Origin of the sequence: Pseudomonas mosselii, from assembly GCF_003205295.1 — a bacterium.
Classification (GTDB): domain Bacteria; phylum Pseudomonadota; class Gammaproteobacteria; order Pseudomonadales; family Pseudomonadaceae; genus Aquipseudomonas; species Aquipseudomonas mosselii_B.
The window spans coordinates 72148-94388 of sequence record NZ_QJRP01000008.1 but is presented as its reverse complement, the minus strand read 5'-3'; the positions used below and the strand labels follow the sequence as shown (position 1 = coordinate 94388).

At 67.0% G+C, this 22241-nt stretch carries 8 protein-coding genes; all 8 read left to right on the top strand.

The annotated features are described in order from the left end of the window. The first annotated feature begins 122 nt into the window (after positions 1 to 122). The 8 genes from DMX06_RS10675 to DMX06_RS10640 all read left to right on the top strand — a co-directional run bounded on the left by DMX06_RS10675 (position 123) and on the right by DMX06_RS10640 (position 22154). Entirely contained in the window at positions 123 to 1115 is a 993-nt protein-coding gene (locus DMX06_RS10675; RefSeq protein WP_110736806.1) for an isocyanide synthase family protein, read from the top strand. Between the two features lie 10 nt (positions 1116 to 1125). Beyond that, positions 1126 to 1827 carry an HAD family hydrolase gene (locus tag DMX06_RS10670; RefSeq protein ID WP_258378829.1) on the top strand — a complete coding sequence of 234 codons (702 nt, stop codon included), beginning with the start codon at positions 1126 to 1128 and terminating at the stop codon, positions 1825 to 1827. A 22-nt stretch (positions 1828 to 1849) separates the two neighbouring features. Next, complete coding sequence (locus DMX06_RS10665; protein ID WP_110736802.1) at positions 1850 to 3610, top strand: isocyanide synthase family protein; 1761 nt, start codon at positions 1850 to 1852, stop codon at positions 3608 to 3610. Between the two features lie 220 nt (positions 3611 to 3830). Beyond that, positions 3831 to 5039: an alanine transaminase gene (alaC, locus tag DMX06_RS10660; protein ID WP_110736800.1), complete on the top strand. Its 1209-nt coding sequence runs from the start codon at positions 3831 to 3833 to the stop codon at positions 5037 to 5039. Between the two features lie 201 nt (positions 5040 to 5240). Next, positions 5241 to 5624: a YkgJ family cysteine cluster protein gene (locus tag DMX06_RS10655; RefSeq protein ID WP_110736798.1), complete on the top strand. Its 384-nt coding sequence runs from the start codon at positions 5241 to 5243 to the stop codon at positions 5622 to 5624. Positions 5625 to 5945: 321 nt separating this feature from the next. Then, positions 5946 to 21230 carry an autotransporter-associated beta strand repeat-containing protein gene (locus DMX06_RS10650; protein WP_258378828.1) on the top strand — a complete coding sequence of 5095 codons (15285 nt, stop codon included), beginning with the start codon at positions 5946 to 5948 and terminating at the stop codon, positions 21228 to 21230. Between the two features lie 430 nt (positions 21231 to 21660). Then, complete coding sequence (locus DMX06_RS10645; RefSeq protein WP_110736796.1) at positions 21661 to 21906, top strand: hypothetical protein; 246 nt, start codon at positions 21661 to 21663, stop codon at positions 21904 to 21906. Continuing rightward, entirely contained in the window at positions 21903 to 22154 is a 252-nt protein-coding gene (locus DMX06_RS10640) for a DUF3077 domain-containing protein (RefSeq protein WP_110736794.1), read from the top strand. Before DMX06_RS10645 ends, DMX06_RS10640 begins: the two co-directional genes overlap by 4 nt. The last annotated feature ends 87 nt before the right edge of the window (positions 22155 to 22241 follow it).

Sequence of the window (22241 nt, the reverse complement as noted above, 5' to 3'; positions counted from 1 at the left end):
TCGAAGGGCAGTTGACAGCGCCATGCCCTTTGCCGGATGTTATGCGCCGCAGGTCAGGATGACCTGCAGGCCAGGGTAGGCCGCGATCCATTCGGATCGATCCACATGACAAGGACTGTTCCATGACCGAATCGAGCTTCGCTCCTTCGCCGTGCGCTGCTTCGCCGCGCCAACGCCATGCCTGCGCCAGCACCGATACCGCGCTGGCCATCCTCGAATGCCTGTTTCGTCGGCGCAGCCTGGCCCCAGGGCAGGATGAGGCGCTGGACGATGCCGTGCTCGCCCCGCACCTGCCCAAGGTGCTGCAGGCCGTCGAACACGGCCTGCCGGTGGAAATGGTCCTCCCGGCCTTCCCCGGCAAGTCGCCCAACCGCCAGAAGACCCTCGGCCCACTCCCGGACCTGGCAGAGCACCATGCCATCGACGAGCTGAACCGCCTGGGTGAGGAAATCCGCGCATTGCATGCTCCCGGTGCGGTCATTCACATCTGCTCGGACGGCTACGTCTTCGCCGACCTGGTGCGGGTGCCCGATGCCCACGTCCAGGCCTACACCGACGATATTCAGCGCTATGCCGGCCAGCACTACCCCGGCCGTTTCACCCTGTTCGACCTCAAGGATGCCTATCCGCAACTGGGTTGCCTGGACTCCATGCGCGAAGAGCTGATGATCGAGCATGGCCAGTCGCTGCGTGCCCTGCAGCAGCGCTTCGAGGACGAGGAGCACATGCGGCTGATGTACTGCGGCATCCATCGTTTCCTCGCGGAGGACTACGCCGGGCTGGTGGAGTTCGAAGGCATGAGCATGAATGCGGTGAAGAAGGCCGCCAAGCCAGCCTCCCAGCGGGTGATCCAGCGTAGCGAGGCCTGGAGCGCGTTGCTGCAAGCGCGTTATCCGCACTGCCTGCGCCTGTCGATCCACCCGCAGCTGGCGGTATCGAGCAAGATCGGCATCCGCCTGGTACCAACCAGCGACTTGTGGCGCACCCCCTGGCATTCGGTGGCGATCAAGCGTCGCGGCGTGGTGACCCTCGACCGGCGCAGCAATGTCGATGAGCGTTACAGCCGGCTGGTATTCCGCCGTGGCCGGCCTTGCCACTATGCCAGTGCCCAGTGAGGGGGCGCCAATGGACATACGCGCGGTTCTGTTTGACCTGGACGGCACCTTGGTCGATACCCTGCCTGATATCGCCTGGTGCCTGAATCATGTGCTGAGCCTGCACGGGCTGCGCGCGCTGCAGCCGGATGAGGTGCGCGGCATGATCGGTGGCGGTGTGTCGGCGATGCTCGAACGGTCCGCCGTCGGGCTCGACGCCGAACGGCGCCAACGCCTGCATGACGACTACAGCAGCTGTTATTACGACAACCTGATCCAGCGTTCCCGACCGTTCCCTGGATGCATCGCACTGATCGAGACGATCGCCGGCAAAGGGTTGCCCATGGCCGTCGTCACCAACAAAGCCCACGCGCTCGCCGAGCGTGTTGTGCAAGGGCTGCTGCCCGCGCAGCGGTTTGGCGCGGTGCTGGGCCATCGCCCCGGCGAGCGTCTCAAACCGGCACCGGACATCGCGCTGCAGGCCGCCCAACGGCTGGGCATTGACCCAGGCCACTGCCTGCTGGTCGGCGATACCCCCATTGACCTCCTTACTGCCAAGGCCGCCGGCATGCCCGCTGCCGCCGTCGGTTGGGGCTACGGCGTGTGGCAAGCCTTGCTCGAGCAGCGGCCGCAGTTCCATTGCCAGCAACCCTTGCAGTTGCTCCGCGCCCTGCGCCCGGAGCAACTGCGCCACTGTGCAAGCCAATCCGCAACGCCAATCGGTTCGCTGTAGCCGCTCTCAAGGAAGACACGACATGCAAGATAAAGACAGCTGGATCCAAGCCGTCGGCCAGGTGCTGGACGGTTACCTGCTCAAGGCGCAGGACGACCGCTTCGACCAGGCGGGCAGGGCGCACCTGGCCCGCGACCTGGCGCGCTGCTTCGACAGCGGCGAGCCCCTGCGCATGGTACTGCCGGGCTTCCCCTGCAAGTCGCCGAATGATCGCGACAAGACCTTTGGCGTGCTGCCCGATCATGGCGAGGTGATCGCCATCGAACGCCTCGACCGCCTTGCCCAGGAACTTGCCGAACTCCACGCCCCAGGCTGCGAAATCGCGATCCTCAGTGACGGCACCACCTTCAACGATATCGTCGGCGTGCCCGACGAAGTGCGCCGCGCCTACAACCAGGCGCTGCGCACCCTGTGCACGACCCATTGCATCCGCTGGGTGAGCATGGAAGACCTGTTTCCCCAGGCCAGCAGTGCCGAGGCCTTGCGCGCCACCCTGATCAAGCAGGCCCGCCTGCCATGGAAGAACGTCGAGGCGCTGATCGAGCAGTGCCAGCACGACGAGGCCCTGGGCCGGACCCACGACAAGTTGTGCAGTCACCTCTACAACGACCTGCGGCTGTGCCGCCAGGCCGGGCAGGACGAAGACGAGCACCTGCGCCAGATCAGCTACAAGGCTTACCAGATGATGCTGCGCGGCCAGGCCTTGAATGCGGCGGTCGAGCGGTTTTTCCCCGGCCACGTGCGCCTGTCGGTGCACCAGTACGACAACGCAGGCCCCAAGTTCACCGTGGCCTTGGCCGAGGGCCTCGATCATGTAGCCAGCCCCTGGCATGCAGTGCCGGTGTGTCAGCTTGACGGTCACCAGACCCTGCGTGGCCGCGCGCAGATCGAGCCCGCGCGGCATGTGCTGGTGACCTGGCAGGGGCAGCCGTGGCTGTTCCATGAAACGGCGGGCGAGGCACTGGAAGGCTTCAGCTTCGCATTGCAGAAGCTCCCCCTGTTCGGGTTGCTGGTCTGCGACCCGCTGGGGCTGGGTTTCCAGCGACTGTCCACCGAGACCTTGCAGGCACTGGTGCGCAGTTTCGGTTTTGTCTGCCTCAGAGGCTGTGAATTCGCCGATCAGCAGGCATTCGCCGCCGACTGCGAGCGTTTCGGCACCATCTACCGCTGGTCCTTTGGCGAAGTGCATGTGGTCAAGCCTGCCGAGCAGCCCCAAGGCGTGGTGCATTCGCTGGAGAAGACGCCGTTGCACTGGGACCTCAACATGCTGCCCGACAGCGATCCGCTGGTGCAGCGCGATCCAAAGTTCTGTGCCCACACCTTCATGCTGTATTGCAAGACGCCGCCGCAGGCAGGGGAAGGGCAGACCACCGTCGTCGACAGCCGCAACGCCTTGCGCAAGGTGGGCCTGCGCACCGCCCGCCAGTGGCAAGGCATCCATTTCACCTACTACACCCGCATGACCTATTTCGGTGGTTCGCCGCGCAGCTACGCGCTGGTCGACCTCGATCCGCGCAGCGGCGAGCGGGTGCTGCGCTATCAGGAGGGGTGTCAGTCGTCGTTGCAGACGCTCGAACAGAAGGTGCAGGGGCACGACGAAGCCTTCCAGCAGGCTCTGATCAGCGAGCTCGACGAACTGGTCTACGACCCCGAATGCCTGATTGCCCATGAGTGGCAAGCGGGCGACCTGGTGCTGATCGATAACTACCAGACCTTGCACGGGCGCCTGCCGATGAGCGCGGCCTCGGCCGCGCGCGAACTGTGGCGGGTGCAGGTGTACTGAGCCCTTTGGCGGCGGTGCTTGCCGGTGTTTCGGCAAGCACCGCCTGCTGGAGGGTGATTCTGTAATTACGATTTATTCAAATGAAGTGGCTGAAAAAATCTAATAAAACAGGAAATTATCCTTTACGAAGTGATCATTGCGGGATTATGTTGTGTGTCGGCCGCCGCAGCGGCCAGCGTCGCTCGGACGGTTCCGGGCGCTTACGTCTCTCGAGGAACACATGGCCAACCCAGGTTCGCCGCGCCGCTTTGCGCGCATCGATCGTCTCCCGCCTTACGTCTTCAACATCACTGCCGAGCTCAAGATGGCTGCCCGCCGCCGTGGCGAGGACATCATCGACCTGAGCATGGGCAACCCCGATGGCGCGACCCCGCCGCACATCGTCGAGAAGCTGGTGCAGGTTGCCCGGCGCGAGGATACCCACGGCTATTCCACCTCCCGTGGCATCCCACGCCTGCGCCGCGCCATCTCCAATTGGTACAAGGAACGCTACGATGTCGGCATCGACCCGGAAAGCGAAGCCATTGTCACCATCGGCTCGAAGGAAGGCCTGGCGCACCTGATGCTCGGCACCCTCGACCATGGCGATACGGTCCTGGTCCCCAACCCCAGCTACCCGATCCATATCTACGGTGCGGTCATTGCCGGTGCCCAGGTGCGCTCCGTGCCGCTGGTGCCGGGGGTGGACTTCTTCAACGAGCTGGAACGGGCGATCCGCGAGTCGATCCCCAAGCCGAAGATGATGATCCTCGGCTTCCCGTCCAACCCCACCGCCCAGTGCGTCGAGCTGGACTTCTTCGAGCGCGTGGTGGCCCTGGCCAAGCAGTACGATGTGCTGGTAGTGCACGACCTGGCCTACGCCGACATCGTCTACGACGGCTGGAAAGCCCCTTCGATCATGCAGGTGCCGGGGGCCAAGGACATCGCGGTGGAGTTCTTCACCTTGTCCAAGAGCTACAACATGGCCGGCTGGCGAATCGGCTTCATGGTCGGCAATCCTGAGCTGGTCAGCGCCCTGGCGCGGATCAAGAGCTACCATGACTACGGCACCTTCACCCCGTTGCAGGTGGCTGCCATCGCCGCACTGGAGGGCGACCAGCAGTGCGTGCGCGACATCGCCGAGCAGTACCGCCAGCGCCGCAACCTGCTGGTCAAGGGCTTGCACGAACTGGGCTGGATGGTCGAGAACCCCAAGGCGTCGATGTACGTGTGGGCCAAGATTCCCGAGGCCTATGCGCACCTGGGCTCGCTGGAGTTCGCCAAGAAGCTGCTGGCCGAGGCCAAGGTCTGCGTGTCGCCGGGGATAGGCTTCGGTGACTACGGCGACGACCATGTGCGCTTTGCCCTGATCGAGAACCAGGACCGCATCCGCCAGGCTATTCGCGGGATCCGCCAGATGTTCCGTGCCGATGGTTTGACCAGCAAGTAAACAGGCCGTTGCAGATCGCGGGGCAAGCCCGCTCCCACAGGCTGGATACGTTTGTGGGAGCGGGCTTGCCCCGCGATGCGTTTGCGCCGATCAGCGGCGATCTTTTTTTGCATTCCCCCTCTTCTCAGCCGCCCGCGCCTGGATTACAAATAGCGCCGCGGGCGCTCGCCCCGATAACAACAACCTCCTTCCCTGGCCATCATGTCCGAACAGAACCCTTGCCTGACCTGCGGCGCCTGCTGCGGCTACTTTCGTGTGTCTTTCTTCTGGGGTGAATGCCAGTCCGCCGGCGGCGTGGTGCCCGACGATCTGGTGGTGCAGATCAACCCGACCCGGGTCGCCATGATCGGCACCGACGCCAAGCCCTGTCGCTGCGTCAGCCTGGGTGGCGAGATCGGCACGCAAGTGGCGTGCTCCATCTATGAGAACCGCTCCAGCCCCTGCCGTGAGTTCGACGCCTCCTGGGAAAACGGTGTGCACAACCCCAGCTGTGACGACGCCCGTGCGGCCTATGGCCTGCCACCGCTGACACCACCGGGCGCCAATGAGCCGCATTGGCCGGATGAGGGCGCCGAGGTCGCCTGACGGGGCTCCTTGGCCACAGGTTGTCGAGCCACTCCCCAAAATCCCATCACATTCTGGCCATTCGACATGACCGTTCGTCGGTTGGATCCAATGGCCAAGCGGCTGAAACCCGCGAAACACGTGCCGCCTAGACAAAGTATTAACACCATTTGACCGTCCCCTGCGCCGTACCGCCCGCGCCTGAGCGGCTACACATTCCCTCAAAGGATATTCGTAGCCAATAGATCAGGCGTTTCGGCCGTCGCGTGTTCCACCGCTCTTTCCTGCCCCGCTGTACACGCATCCAAGGACTGAAGTGCCTGATCCACGAAGGAGCTCTCCGTGGACAGACGTGCCGCCCCCCGTTCACCCGCCCGTTTCTCGCAACTGTCGCTGGCTGTCAGCCTGGCTGTCGGTGCGATGGCATTTGGTCTGTCCAGCGAGCAGGCCCTGGCCGCCTGTAGCGCGGCCGGGTCCACGATCACCTGCAACGGCGCGGCCAACCCGCTGGCGCCAAGCTATACCAATGGCGGCAGCGGTCTCACCGTCAACGTCAACCCGGGCGCGACCCTGGGCACCTTGCTGGGCGTGGGCGGCACCTCGCTGTCGCTGGCCGGCAACAACAACACCCTGAACAACTCCGGCACCATCGACCCGACGTTGCTCGGGCTGCTGAGCATCCAGTCCTCCGCCGTGCTGATCGGCAACACCGGCACCGGCAGCAACCTCACCATCAACAACAACGCCACGGGTGTGATCAAGGGCACCGGCGCCTTGCTCGGCGCCAACCTGCTGAACCTCACCGGCATGGCGCTGGACGCGCGCAACGGCGCCGCCGGCACCACCACCATCAGCAACGCCGGCAGCATCGGCTCCTCGGCGCTGGCGAGCCTGAGCCTGATAAGCGAGGATACCCCGGTCATCGCCGTGACCGGCGGCAGCACGGTGAACTTCACCAACACCGGCACCATCCTTGGTCGTGCCGCGTTCGAGGCTTCCGCGGCGGGCAACACCTTCACCAACGCCGGGACCCTGACCGGCAGCCTGTCGATGGGTGCCAACAGCACCAACCGCTTCAACGCCATCACCGGCTCCAGCGTCGGGGCAGGGCTTGGCGTCAGCGTGGCCTTGCTGGTCACCAGCAACCCCAACCTTACCTTTGCCGCGGCCGGCAAGATCGACGGTGGCGCCGGTGGCACCAACACCCTGGCACTGCAAAACGCCATTGGCGGCGGCAGTGGCACCAGTGGCAGCGGTACAATCAACGCCACCAACTACATCAACTTCAGCCGCCTGATTGTCGACGCCGGCACCTGGAGCCTGATCGGCCAGGTGCTCAACGGCACCACCCAGACCACCCTCAACGGTGGCCAGCTCAACTTCGACAACTCCAATGCCTTCGGCAGCGGTGCCATCACCGTCAATGGTGGTGGGCTGGCGGGCACCGTCGGTGGCCTGAGCCTGGCCAACAACTTCACCCTCAACGCCGGCCTGAGCGTCGGCGGCGCCACCGACATGGCCCTCAATGGCGTGGTTTCGGGTGTCGGCGGCCTGACCAAGACCGGTACCGGGCTGCTTACCCTCGGCGCCACCAACACGTACAGTGGCGGCACCAACCTGGCCGCCGGCGGTCTCAACCTGGCCAGCGCCGCGGCGCTGGGCAGCGGCGGGCTCACCGTCAGCGGCGCCAGCAGCCTGCAGGGCAGCGTGCCGCTGGTGTTGAACACCGCCGTGGCGCTGAACGCGGCGCTGACCCTGCCTGGCAGCAACGCCCTGACCCTGGGCGGTGTGCTCAGCGGTACCGGCTCGCTGGTCAAAAGCGGCAGCGGCACCGTGACGCTCAACGGCGTCAACACCTTCAGTGGCGGTACCACACTGGCCAGCGGCACGCTGACCATCGGCAACGACAGTGCCCTCGGTACCGGCGCGCTGACCCTTACCGGCAACGGCACCCTGAACCACACCGCCGCGCTCAGCCTGGGCAACGCCATCAACCTGGGCGGCAACACCCTCACGCTGCCGGGCAGCAATGCCGCCATTCTCAACGGCGTGATCAGTGGTACCGGCAACCTGACCAAGAACGGCACCGCCGACCTCACCCTCAACGGCGTCAACACCTACAGCGGCACCACCACCCTGGGCGGTGGCAAGCTCTCCGTCGGCAACAGCGCCGCGCTGGGCACCAGCGGCCTGACCCTGGGCGGCAATGCCAGCCTGGACGCCAGCAGCGCCGTCAGCCTGAGCAATGCGATCAACCTGGGGGCCAACACCCTCGACCTGCTGGGCACCAGCGCCACCACCCTGGGCGGTGTCATCAGCGGTACCGGCGCGCTGGTCAAGAATGGCGCCGGCGACCTGACCCTCAATGGCAACAGCACCTTCAGCGGCGGGCTGACGCTCAACACCGGCAAGCTCACCGTCGGGCACAGCAACGCACTGGGCAGCGGTGCGCTGACCCTGGGCGGCAACGTCAGCCTCGACGCCGGTACGGCGGTCAACCTGGGCAACGCGATCAACCTCGGCGCCAACACCCTCAACCTGCTGGGCACCAGTGCCACGACGCTGGGCGGTGTCATCAGCGGCACCGGCGCGCTGGTCAAGAACGGCAGCGCCGGCCTGACCCTCAACGCCAGCAACACCTTCAGCGGCGGCACCACCCTCAATGGCGGCGTGCTGACCGTGGGCAACAACAATGCCCTGGGCACCGGCGCGCTGTCCCTGGGCGGCAATGCCAGCCTCGATGCGGGCGTGGCGGTCAACCTGGGCAACGCCATCAACCTGGGTGGCAACACACTCACTCTGCCGGGCACGAGTGCCACCACCCTGGGTGGCGTGATCAGCGGCACCGGGGCGCTGGTCAAGAATGGCAGCAGCAACCTGACCCTGGGTGGCGCCAACACCTTCAGCGGCGGGTTGACCCTCAATGCCGGTACCCTGACCCTGGCCAGCGCCGCGGCCCTGGGCACGGGAGACTTGACCGTCGGCGGGCCCTCGACCCTGGCCAACGCCGTGACGATGACCCTGAACAATGGCGTCAACCTCGGCGCCAACCTGACCCTGGCCGGCGCCAACAATCTCACGCTGGCCGGCAACCTCGGCGGCACCGGCGGCCTGATCAAGAACGGCAGCGCCAGCCTGACCCTGAGCGGCAACAACACCCAGAACGGCGCCACGGCGCTGAACGCCGGCACCCTGGTGCTCGGCAGCAACACCGCGCTGGGCACAGGCGCGCTCAGTGCCGCGGCCAACACCACCCTGGACACCAGTGTCGCCGGGCTGAACATCGGTAACGCCCTCAACCTGGCCGGCAACCTGAACCTGCCCGGCAGCAACGACCTGACCCTGAGCGGCGTCATCGCCGGCGTCGGCGGTATCACCAAGGGCGGCAACACCACCTTGACCCTGACCGGTGCCAACACCAACAGCGGCTCCACCTTCCTCAACGCCGGTACCCTGGTGGTCGGCAGCAACACCGCGCTGGGCACCGGCACCCTCAACACCGCCGCCGGCACCCACCTGGACGCCAGCACGGCCGTGAGCCTGGCCAACGACGCCATCATCGCCGGCCCCCTGACCATCGACGGCACCGCCAACCTGGGCCTGAGCGGCGTGCTCAGCGGCATCGGCTCGCTGGTCAAGAACGGCAACGCCAGCCTGACCCTGAGCGGCAACAACGTCTTCACCAACGGCACCCAGCTCAACGCCGGTACGCTGATCCTGGGCAGCAACACGGCATTGGGCATCGGTGGCCTGACCCTGGGTGGCAACGCCAACCTAGACACCAGCACCGCGGTGGCCGCCACCAACACCATCAGCCTCGGCGCCAACACCCTGACCGTGCTGGGCAGCAACGCCACCACCCTGACCGGCCAGATCAGCGGTACCGGCGCGCTGGTCAAGAGCGGCAGCGCCGCCCTGACCCTCAACGGCAACAACACCTACAGCGGCGGCACCACCCTCAACGGTGGGTTGCTGACCCTGGGCAACAACAACGCCCTGGGCAGCGGCGCCTTGACCCTGGGTGGCAATGCCAGCCTCGACAGCAGCGGCACCCTCAACCTGGGCAATGCCATCAACCTCGCCGGCAATACCCTGACCCTGGCGGGCAGCAATGCCACTACCTTGGGTGGCGTGATCAGTGGCACTGGCGCGCTGATCAAGAACGGCAGCACCAACCTGACCCTGTCAGGCGCCAACACCTTCAGTGGTGGTCTCAACCTCAATGCCGGGACCTTGACCCTGGCCAGCGCCGCCGCGCTGGGAACCGGCGCGTTGAACGTCGGCGGCGCCGCCACCCTGGCCAACTCCACGGCCATGACCCTGAACAACGCCATCAACCTCGCCGCCGACCTGTCGCTGCCCACCACCAGCAACCTCACCCTGGCCGGCAACCTCAGTGGCACCGGCGGCCTGGTCAAGAGCGGCAGCGCCACCCTGACCTTGAGCGGCAACAACACCCACAGCGGCGCCACCGCGCTCAACGCCGGCACCCTGGTACTGGGCAGCAACACCGCCCTGGGCACTGGCGCGCTGAATGCCGCCAACAACACCACCCTGGACACCAGCGTCGCTGGGCTGAACATCGGCAATGCCTTGAACCTGGCCGGCAACTTCATCCTGCCCGGCAGCAACGACCTGACCCTGAGCGGCACCATCGCCGGCGCCGGCGGCATCACCAAGAACGGCGCCACCAGCCTGACCCTGACCGGCAACAACAGCAACAGCGGCATCACCCGTCTGAACGCCGGTACCCTGGTGGTCGGCAGCAACACCGCGCTGGGCACCGGCACCCTCAACACCCTGGCCGGCACCCACCTGGATGCCAGCACCGCGGTCAGCCTGGCCAACGACGTCACCATCGCCGGCCCCCTGACCATCGACGGCAGCGCCGACCTGGGCCTGAGCGGCGTGGTCAGCGGCATCGGTTCGCTGGTCAAGAACGGCAACGCCAACCTGACCCTGAGTGGCAACAACCTCTACACCAACGGCACCCAGCTCAATGCCGGCACGCTCACCCTCGGCAGCAACACCGCGCTGGGGATCGGCGCCCTGACCCTGGGCGGCAACGCCAACCTCGACGCCAGCACCGCAGTGGCGGTGACCAACGGCATCAGCCTGGGCGGCAACACCCTGACCGTGCTGGGCAGCAATGCCACCACCCTCGGTGGCCTGATCAGCGGCAGCGGCGCGCTGGTCAAGAACGGCAGCGCCGGGCTGACCCTCAACGGCAACAACACCTACAGCGGCGGCACCACCCTCAATGCCGGGCTGCTGACCCTGGGCAACAACAACGCCATCGGCAGCGGCGCACTGAGCGTGGGCGGCAATGCCAGCCTCGACGGCAGCGCCGCGCTCAACCTGACCAACGCCATCAACCTGGGAGTCGGCGCCACCCTGACCTTGCCGGGCAGCAATACCACCACCCTCGGTGGCGTGATCAGCGGCACTGGCGCGCTGATCAAGAACGGCAGCACCAACCTGACCCTGTCGGGCGCCAATACCTTCAGCGGGGGCCTCAACCTCAACGCCGGCACCCTGACCCTGGCCAATGCCGCGGCGCTGGGGACCGGCGCGCTGAACGTCGGGGGCGCCGCGACCCTGGCCAACAGCGTGGCGATGACCCTGGGCAACGACGTCAACCTCGGCGCCAACCTGACCCTCGGCGGCAGCAGCAACCTGACCCTGGGCGGCGTGCTCGCGGGCACCGGTGGCTTGCTCAAGAACGGTGTGTCCGACCTGACGCTGACCGGTAACAACACCTTCAGCGGTGCCATTGACCTGCTCGGCGGCAGCATCACCACAGTCGGTACCACGGCGTTGGGCAATACCTCGGCGGTCAGCGTCGGCGCCGGTACCAGCCTCAATCTCGGCGCCAGCGCCACCATCGGTGGCCTGAGCGGCGCCGGTACGGTGAACATCGCCGGCGGCGGCGACCTGACCCTGGGCGGCAACAACCTCAACAGTGTATTCAGCGGTGCCCTGGCCGGCAGCGGCGGGCTGGTCAAGACCGGCACCGGCAGCTTCGAGCTGTCCGGGGTCAGCGTGCTTGGCGGCAGCACCACGGTCAATGCCGGCCTGCTCAATGTCACCGGCTCGCTGGCAAGCCCCAGCGTGCAGATCAACAGCGGCGCCAGCCTCGGCGGCACCGGCAGCCTGCTGGGGACGGTCGACATCGCCAACGGCGCGCACCTGCTGGCCAACAGCGGCGCGACCCTCGGTACTGGCGCGCTGACCCTGCACAGTGGCTCGATCCTCGACTTCGGCCTGGGCTCGCCCGCCACCGGCGGCACGGCGCTGGTCAACGTCAACGGTAACCTGACCCTGGACGGTACCCTCAACGTCACCGACGTCGGCGGCTTCGGCACCGGTATCTACCGGCTGTTCGACTACACCGGCGCGCTGGTCGACAACGGCCTGCTGGTGGGCAACGTGCCGGGCGCCATGTTGCCCGGCGACCTGCAGGTGCAGACCTCCATCGGCAGCCAGGTCAACCTGCTGGTCGGCGGCGCCACCGGCACCGTGCAGTTCTGGGACGGCGCCCAGAGCGTGCCCAATGGCGTGATCGACGGCGGCACCGGCACCTGGAATGGCAGCAACACCAACTGGACCGATGTCAACGGCGTGCTCAACGGCAGCTGGGCCAGTGACTTCGCGGTGTTCCAGGGCACCGCGGGGGATGTCACCGTGGTCGGTACCCAGGCCGCCACCGGGCTGCAGTTCGTCACCAACGGCTATCGCCTGATCGGCGCCGGTGGGCTGGACCTGGTCAACGGCAGCAACGGCGCCTTCGCCGTGCGTGTCGACCCCGGCGTCACCGCGACCCTCAACGTCGGCCTCTCGGGCAGCGGCCAACTGGCCAAGCTCGACAGCGGCACCCTGGTGCTCAATGGCGCCAACAGCTACACCGGCGGCACCCTGTTCAACGGCGGCACGGTCGTGGTTGGCAACAACACCGCTTTGGGTAGCGGCTCCGTCAGTACCGCCAACGGCACCACCCTGGACAGCAACACCGCGGTGACCCTTGGCAACGCCTTCAATCTCAGCGGCGCCCTGACCGTCGCCGGTTCCGCCGACCTGGGGCTGTCCGGCGTGGTCTCCGGCCTTGGCAGCCTGATCAAGGCCGGCGGCGCCAACCTGACCCTGGGCAACGCCAACACCTACAGCGGCGGCACCAGCCTGGGTGCTGGCACCCTGACCTTGGGCAACGCCCAGGCGCTGGGCACGGGCGGCTTGACGGTATCTGGCGCCTCCAGCCTGGACACCAGCGGCAACCTGGCACTGGGCAATACCATCGCCCTGAACGCCAACCTCACCCTGCCGGGCAGCAATGACCTGACGCTCAATGGTGCGATCAGCGGCACTGGTGGCCTGATCAAGGCCGGCGCCAGCACGCTCACCCTCAACGGCAGCAACAGCCAGCAGGGTAGTACCAGCCTGAACGGCGGCACCTTGGTGGTGGGCAGCAACACCGCGCTGGGCACAGGCGCCTTGAACGCAGTCGGCGGCACCACCCTGAGCAGCAATGCCAACGTCACCCTGGCCAACCAGCTCAACCTGGCCGGCAACCTGACGATTGCCGGGGCGCAGAGCCTGACCCTGGGCGGTAACGTCAACGGCGTCGGCGGCCTGACCAAGACCGGCAGCGGCACCCTGACCCTGAACGGTACCAATGGCAACCTGGGCAACACCAACCTCAATGCCGGCACCCTGGTGCTCGGCAGCGCCAGCGCCCTTGGCCTCGGCCAGCTCAACGCGGCGGCCGGCACCACGCTGGACAGCTCCGCGGCGATCAACATCGGCAACACGGTCAACCTGGGAGGCAACCTCACCATCACCGGCAGCAACGACCTGGGCCTGGGCGGCCTGGTCACGGGGGCCGGCAGCCTGACCAAGAACGGTGCCAGCAACCTCACCCTCAGTGGCGCCAACACCCTGACCGGAGGCGTGACCCTCAATGCCGGCACGCTGACCCTGGGCAACAACCAGGCACTGGGCACCGGCACCCTGACCGTCGGCGGCGCCAGCAACCTGGCCACCACCGGCGCCCTGACCCTGGCCAACCAGGTGACACTCAACAACACCCTGAGCCTGACCGGCAACAACAACCTGGCCCTCAATGGTGTGATCAGCGGTACCGGCGGCCTGACCAAGACCGGCAGCGGCAACCTGAGCCTCGGCGCCGCCAACACCTACCAGGGCACCACCACCCTGGGTGGCGGCACCCTGACCCTGGGCAACAACACCGCTTTGGGCACGGGCAACCTGGCGGTGACCGGCAGCAGCACCCTGGCCACCGCCGGCGTGCTGCAAGTGGCCAATGCCATCGGCCTTGGTGCCGGTACCAGCCTCGGCGTCAACAATACCCAGGCCCTGACCCTCGATGGTGTCATCAGCGGTGCCGGGGCGTTGAACAAACTGGGTGCCGGGCAGCTGATACTCAATGGCAGCAACACCTACGCCGGCGGTACCTCGCTGCAGGCCGGCAGCCTGCTGCTGGGCAATGCCGGCGCCCTGGGCAGCGGTGCGCTGACCGTCAACGGCGCCGCCAGCCTCGATGCCAGTCAGGCGCTGGCGCTGGTGAACGCCGTCAACCTCGCCGGTGGCAACCTGACCCTTGGCGGCAGCCAGGCGCTGACCCTCAACGGCGTGGTCTCGGGCAGCAACGGCCTGGTCAAGAACGGCGCCGCCACCCTGACCCTCAACGGCAACAACACCTACAGCGGCGGCACCACCCTCAACGCCGGCACCCTGGTGGTCGGCAGCAACACCGCGCTGGGCAGCGGCGACCTCAGCACCGGTGCCAACACCAGCCTCGATGCCGGCGGCGCGGGCGCCACCCTGGCCAACAACGTGCACCTGGGCGGTACCCTCAACGTGCCGGGCAGTGCCGACCTGACCCTCAACGGCGTGGTGGATGGCGTTGGCGGCCTGAACAAGGCCGGCGCCAGCACCCTGACCCTCAACGGCGCCAACAACTACCTGGGCGGCACCACCCTGAATGCCGGCCGGCTGGTGGTCGGCAACGACAACGCGCTGGGGCAGGGCGCGCTGACCGTCGCCGGGGCCTCGACCCTGAGCGGCGGCGCCAGCACCACCCTGGCCAACAACGTCACCCTCAACGCCGGCCTGACCGTCGATGGCGGCAACGACCTGACCCTCAACGGCGTGATCAACGGCACTGCCGGCCTGACCAAGAACGGCAGCGGCAACCTGACCCTCAACGGCAACAACGGCTACCAGGGCGGCACCCAGCTCAATGCCGGGCGCCTGACCCTGGGCAGCAGCGGCGCGCTGGGCACCGGCACCCTGTCGGTCACCGCCGACGCCACCCTGGCCAACAGCGCGCCCATGGCCCTGGGCAACACCATCGCCTTGAGCAATGGTGCCAACCTGACCGTTGAAGCCGCCAACGCGCTGATCCTCAGCGGCGACCTCGGCGGCAGCGGCAACCTGGTCAAGACCGGCGTCGACGACCTCACCCTGGTCGGCGTCAAGACCTTCACCGGCAACGTCGACATCCAGGCCGGCTCCCTCACCACCCTCGGCAGCGGTGTGCTGGCCAACGTCGACACCCTCAACGTCGGCGCCAGCGGCCAGCTCAACCTCAACGGCAACGCCAGCCTCGGCAGCCTGACCGGCAGCGGCCAGGTCGATGTCGGCATCGGCAGCGTCCTGAGCCTGGGCGGCAACAACCTAAGCAGCACCTTCGCTGGTGGCCTCAACGGCCTGGGCGGCCTGACCAAGGTCGGCAGCGGCACCCTGACCCTGACCGGCACCAGCAACCTGGCCGACAACACCCAGGTCAATGCCGGCACCTTGAAAATCGACGGCACCCTGGGCAGCAACCTGCTGACGGTCGCCAGTGGTGCCACCCTGGCGGGTAGCGGCACCGCGAACGCTACGGTGGTGATCAGCAACGGCGGCCACCTGGCCGGGCAGAGCGGCGCCACCCTGGGCCTCGGCAGCCTGGTGCTCAACAGCGGCTCGATCGTCGATGTCGGCCTGGCGTCACCGTCCACCGGCGGTACCGCGCTGTTCAACGTCGGCGGCAACCTGACTCTCGATGGCACGCTCAATGTCAGCAGCATCGGCGGCTTCGGCAACGGTGTGTACCGCATCTTCGACTACACCGGCTCCCTGACCGACAACGGCCTGGACTTCGGCAGCCTGCCGCTGGGCGTGGGCCTGGGCGACGTGACCCTGCAGACCGTCCTGGCCAACCAGGTCAACCTGCTGGTCAGCGCCGCCGGCCTGAACATCCAGTTCTGGGACGGCAGCCAGAACGTGCCCAACGGCCAGGTCGACGGCGGCACCGGCGTGTGGAACGCCGGCAACACCAACTGGACCGACCTCAACGGCGTGCTCAATACCACCTGGGGCAGCACCTTCGCGGTGTTCCAGGGCACCGCGGGCGACGTCACCGTCGACGGCAGCCAGACCGTCAATGGCCTGCAGTTCGTCACCGATGGCTATCGCCTGCTGGCGGGCACCGGCGGCGCGCTCGACCTGATCAACGGCAGCGGCGGCGACACCAGCGTGCGGGTCGACCCGGGCGCCACGGCGACCCTCGATGTCGGCCTGGCCGGCGTCGGTAAACTCAACAAGCTCGACAGCGGCACCTTGGTGCTCAACGGTAGCAACACCTACAGCGGTGGTACCCTGCTCAGCGGCGGTACCTTGATTGTCGGCAACAACGCGGCCCTGGGCAGTGGTGCACTCGACACTGCGGCGGGTACCACCCTCGATAGCAACGCCTCGGTTGCATTGGGCAATGCCATCACGCTGGCCGGCCCGTTGAACATCGCCGGTAGCAACGACCTGGCCCTGAACGGCAACATCGGCGGCGCCGGAGGCCTGGTCAAGGCGGGCAGCGCACGGCTGGCACTGGCTGGCAACAACACCTTTGCCGGCAACACCGCGCTCAACGGCGGCACCCTGGTGCTGGGCTCCAGCACCGCGCTCGGCACCGGTAACCTGACCACGGCGCCCGGCACCAGCCTGGACAGCAGCCAGGCGGTCACCCTGGCCAACAACGTCACCACCACGGGCGACCTCACCGTGCTGGGCAGCAACGACCTGACCTTGGGCGGCACCGTCGGCGGCACCGGCCGCCTGCTCAAGGCCGGCTTGGCGCGCTTCGCGCTGATGGGGGCGAACACCTACAGCGGCGGCACCGAGTTGCAGGCCGGCACGCTGGTGGTCGGCAACAACGCGGCGCTGGGCACCGGCGGCCTGGAGGTCACCGGCAATGCCAACCTCGACAGCGCCAGCGCCGTCACCCTGGCCAATGCGGTCAATGTCAGTGGCGTGCTTAACGTACTGGGCAGCAACGACCTGCACCTGGCCGGTGTGCTCAGCGGCGCGGGCGAGCTGAACAAGAGCGGCCTGGCCGACCTGACCCTGTCGGGCAACAACACCTTCAGCGGCATCCTCAACATCCTCTCCGGTAGCCTGAGCACCATCGGCACCACCGCCCTCGGTACCCAGAGCCAGCTGAATGTGAGCAACGGCGCCAGCCTCAATCTCGACGGCAACACCAGCCTTGGCGACATCGGCGGCACCGGCGCGATCCAGATCGCCGCCGGCAACAGCCTGGCGGTCGAAGGCGGCGTGTTCGACGGCAACATCAGCGGCACCGGTACCCTGAACAAGCTCGGCAGCGGCACCCTGGCGCTGAACAGCGCCAACAGCCACACCGGCACCACCAACGTGCAGGCCGGGGGGCTGCAGGTGGACGGCTCCCTGGCCAGCGGCGCGGTCAACGTGGCCAGCGGTGCCAGCCTCAGCGGCGCCGGCAGCCTTGGCGGCTCGGTGACGGTGGCCAACGGCGGCAATCTTGCGGCCACCAGCGGCAGCACGCTGAACGCCGGCAACCTGGTGCTCGACAGCGGCGCCAACTTCAACGCCTCGCTGGGCGCGCCGTCGGGTGGCGGCAGCCCGCTGGTCAACGTGGCCAACAACCTGACCCTTGGCGGTACCCTCAATGTCACCGACATCGGCGGCTTCGGTGCCGGGGTATACCGGCTGTTCGCCTACGGTGGCAGCCTGGTCAACAACGGCATGAGCTTCGGCACCACGCCGGTACCGATCACCGACCTGACCGTGCAGACTGCCGTGGCCAACCAGGTCAACCTGGTGGTCGGCGGTGCCAGCAACGTACTGTTCTGGGACGGCAGCCAGAGTGTCGCCAACGGCCAGATCGACGGCGGCAGCGGTACCTGGGACGCCACCAACACCAACTGGACCGACGTCAACGGCGTGTTGAACAGCACCTGGAACGACACCTTCGCGGTGTTCCAGGGCGCCCCCGGTACCGTCACCGTCAACGGCAGCCACAGTATCACCGGGTTGCAGTTCGTCACCGATGGCTATGTGCTCAACGCCGGTACCACCGCTGAACTGCTGGGCAACGGCACCACCAACCTGCGGGTCGACAACGGCGCCACCGCCACCCTGAACGTCGCCCTCAACGGCACCGGCAGCGTCGCCAAGCAAGACGGCGGCACCCTGGTCCTCAACGCGGCCAACGGCTACAGCGGTGGCACCGCCCTCAACGGCGGCACCCTGGTGCTGGGCAACGACAGCGCGCTGGGCAGCGGCACCCTGACCGCCGCAGGCGGCACCACGCTGGACAGCAACACCGCCGTCACCCTGGCCAACACCACCGTGCTCAACGGCGCCATGGCCATTGCCGGCAGCAATGACCTGACCCTCAACGGCGAGGTCAGTGGCACGGGCGGGCTGATCAAGAACGGCGCCGGCCTGCTGACCCTCAACGGGGCCAACACCTACAGCGGCGGCACCCAGATCAACGCCGGCGGTGTGGTGGGCAACAGCACCAGCCTGCAAGGCGCGATCTTCAACAACGGGGCCCTGACCTTCGCGCAGAACGCCAACGGCAGCTACACCGGCAACCTCAGCGGCAACGGCACCCTGACCAAGAGTGGCACTGGCGAGCTGCTGCTGACCGGGGCCAGCACCTTCACCGGCGCCACCAGCGTCAATGGCGGCACCTTGCTGGTCAACGGTCGCCTCGACAGCGCCAGCGTGCAGGTCGCCACCGGCGCCCGCCTGGGTGGCAGCGGCACCTACGGCGGTGCCGTGCAGATCGCCAACGGCGCTACCCTGGCCGCTGGCCAAAGCGCCACACCGCTGACCGTCGGCAGCCTCGACCTGGCGTCGGGCAGCGCCCTGGACTTCAGTCTCGGTGCCCCGGCCGCCTCCACCACCGTGGTCAGGGTCAACGGCAACCTGGTGCTCGACGGCACGCTGAACATCACCGATGGCGGCGGCTTCGGCACCGGTGTCTACCAACTGTTCAGCTACGGCGGCACGCTCACCGACAATGGCCTGGTGTTCGGTGCCATTCCAGGCAGCGTGGTCCTGGGCGACCTCAGCCTGCAGACCGCCATCGCCAATCAGATCAACCTGGTGGTGCAGAACTACGGCGAGGAGCTGCAGTTCTGGAATGGCGGCAAGACCAACCCCGATGGCAGCATCGGCGGCGGCAGCGGCACCTGGGGCTCGAACACTGGCTGGACCAATGCTGGCGGCACCACCAGCGAAGGCTGGAGCGGTGGCTACGCGGTCTTCGGCGGTACGCCGGGCACCGTGACCGTGGTCGGCAACCAGTCGTTCGATGGCTTGCAGTTCCTCAGCAATGGTTACCAGGTCGTCCCGGGTGCCGGCGGCAGCCTGACCCCGCTCAATGGTACCGACGGCAGCCTGGCGGCGGTGCGCGTCAACGCCGGCGCCACGGCCACCGTCAGCGCGCCGCTGGTGGGGACGGGCGGTATCGAGAAACTCGATGCCGGCACCCTGATCCTCGCGGGCGCCAATACCTACAGCGGTGGCACCACCGTCAGCGGCGGTACCCTGGTCGGCAACACCACCAGCCTGCAGGGCAACATCCTCAACAACGCCAACCTGGTGTTTGCCCAGGGCAGCAATGGCACCTTCAACGGCACCCTCAGCGGTACCGGCACCACCACCAAGCAGGGCGGCGGCACCTTGCTGCTGACTGGCAACCAGCCGTTCAGCGGCGCCTTCAACGTCAACCAGGGCGTGCTCCAGGTGGGCGATGCCGCCCACCCGGGCAGCAACCTCGGCGCCCAGGTCACGGTGGCCAACGGCGCCGCGCTGACCGGCAACGGCACCGTCGCCGGGCTAACCAACAACGGTACCGTGCTGCCGGGGCCGGCCGGCAACCTGAACGTGTCGGGCAACTTCACCAATGGCGCCACCGGTACCCTGGTGATCGATCTTGCCACTTCGCCGGTGAACTACCTGAACGTGGGCGGCACTGCCAACCTCGGCGGTAGCCTGATGGTGGCCAACCTCGCCAGCGGCAACGGCCAGTACACCGTGGTCAGCGCCGCGGGCGGCGTCACCGGCACCTTCGCCACCACCAACCTGGCCAACTCGGCGTTCCTCAACAGCTCGCTGGACTATGGCGCCAACCAGGTGACCCTGTCGGTCAGCCGCAACGGCAATTCCTTCGCCGATGTCGCCGCCACCGGCAACCAGCGTGGCGTGGCCACGGCCCTGAGCAGCGCCGGCGCGCCGGCCGAGCTGGTCAACAACCTGCTGCCGCTGGACCGTCAGGGCGCCCAGGCGGCGTTCGACAGCCTGTCCGGCGAGATCCACGCCAGCACCGCGACCGTGCTGATCGAGGATTCGCGTTACGTACGCGACGCGGTCAACGACCGCTTGCGCCAGGCCGACTGCAGCAACCAGGACGATCCGCGTCGCACCCTGGCGCCAACCGCCAACCAGCAGCTGACCAGCGAAGGTTGCCAGGGCCAGGCCGTGGGCTGGATCCGCGCCATCGGCGGCTGGGGTACCTACGACGGCAGCAGCAGCCATGCCAGCGTCGACCGCGACCTGTCGGGCTTCATGCTTGGCGTCGACCGTGGCCTGGATGACCAGTGGAAAGTCGGCGCCGCCGCCGGCTACACCCGCTCGAGCATCGACGCGCACCGTCGTCGCTCCGACGCCACGGTGGACAGTTACCACCTGACCACCTACCTCGGCTACCAGCTGGACGCCTTCGCCGCCCGTATGGGCGTGGCCTACAGCTGGCACGACATCGACACCAAGCGCGATGTCACCGTCGGCAGCTACGACGACCGCCTCAAGGCCAAGTACAAGGCGCGCAGCGCCCAGGTGTTCGGCGAGGTGGGCTACGCCATCGATGCCGGCGGCATCGCCCTGGAGCCGTTCGCCGGGCTGGCCTATGTCAACTACGACAGCGACACCGCCCACGAGAAGGGCGGGGCAGGGCGGCTGGAGGGCAAGGTCGACCAGGATGTGACCTTCTCCACCCTGGGCGTGCGGGCCGGCAAGCGCATCCTGCTCGACAACGGCAGCAGCATCACGCCGCGGTTGTCGGTGGGCTGGCGGCATGCGTTCGGTGATGACAAGCCTGATGCCGATCTGCGTTTCATCAACGGTGGCGCCGGGTTCAGCACCGAGGGTGTGCCGATTGCCAAGGATGCGGCGGTGGTCGAGGCCGGGGTGGATCTGTCGGTGGGCGCTAGCGGCAAGCTGGGGGTCGGGTACTCTGGGCAGCTGTCGAGCGAGAACCGTGACCATGGGGTGGTGGTGAGCTTCAGCATGGGGTTCTGAGGTAGCTTGCAGGGGCCGTCGTGTGGCCCATCGCGGGGCAAGCCCGCTCCCACGAGAACGTCAAGTCTCGTGGGAGCGGGCTTGCCCCGCGATGCGTTTCTGCTGCGTAAGATTTTTCCGAACTTGAAACCAAATCCTTCAGTCAGCCAGCGCTTCGGACCTATCCTACGCGTCTGCCGGAAGGCTCTGAATTGGCCGGGAAATACATCAGGGGTACCGTCACTGGGTCGTCACATTTGGCGACCGGGTGTGAGAAGCCCGTTGTGTGAACCATGTCGATTCCGTCAATGGCGGTCGTGCGCGTGCAGGCTTTGGCCTGACCGTGGATTCATGGTTACACACGGGCTTCTCACCATGCGTACGACTGCCACCCTAATCTGTGAGAAGGATCGAGGTGGTTGTTCCTGAAATTCAATTTCGAGGAGTAACCATGAAAAAGCTAGTACCCGACCCACCCTACCCAATCCCCTTCGTCACCATCATCAGCGACCTCGACCCCGAGGAAGCCATGGCCCACGCCAACAAGCTGATGCACATCCTCAGCGACACCGTCCACGCCTACACCGTCTGCCAGCGTGACGTGCGTCTCGACGTGATGATGGACAGCGTCGAGATCCTCGGCCAACTGGTCATCTCGCTGGTCCGCCACGCCCGGGCCAAGGGGGCGCCGGTATGAGTGACGACAGCAAACCCGGCCCGACCCAGGGCAAGACCACCTGCCTCGAGATCTTCTGCATCCAGCCCGGCATCCCGTTCGATCACGCCTTCAGCGACCTGTCGGTGTTGCTCGGCTGTGTGGCGCATTTCACCACCGAGGCGGAGATGGAAGGGGACCTAATGGCCGCCAGTGCCGCACGGATTCTCAGTGGGCTGGCCAAGGGGCTGATCGATGACATGGAATTGGGGCTGAATCGAGCGCGGTGAATGGGGGCTGCTGCGCAGCCCTTTCCGGCCGGTCCGACGCCTCGGCAAGGCCGCTCCTATAGGGGATCGCATTTTCTTGTAGGAGCG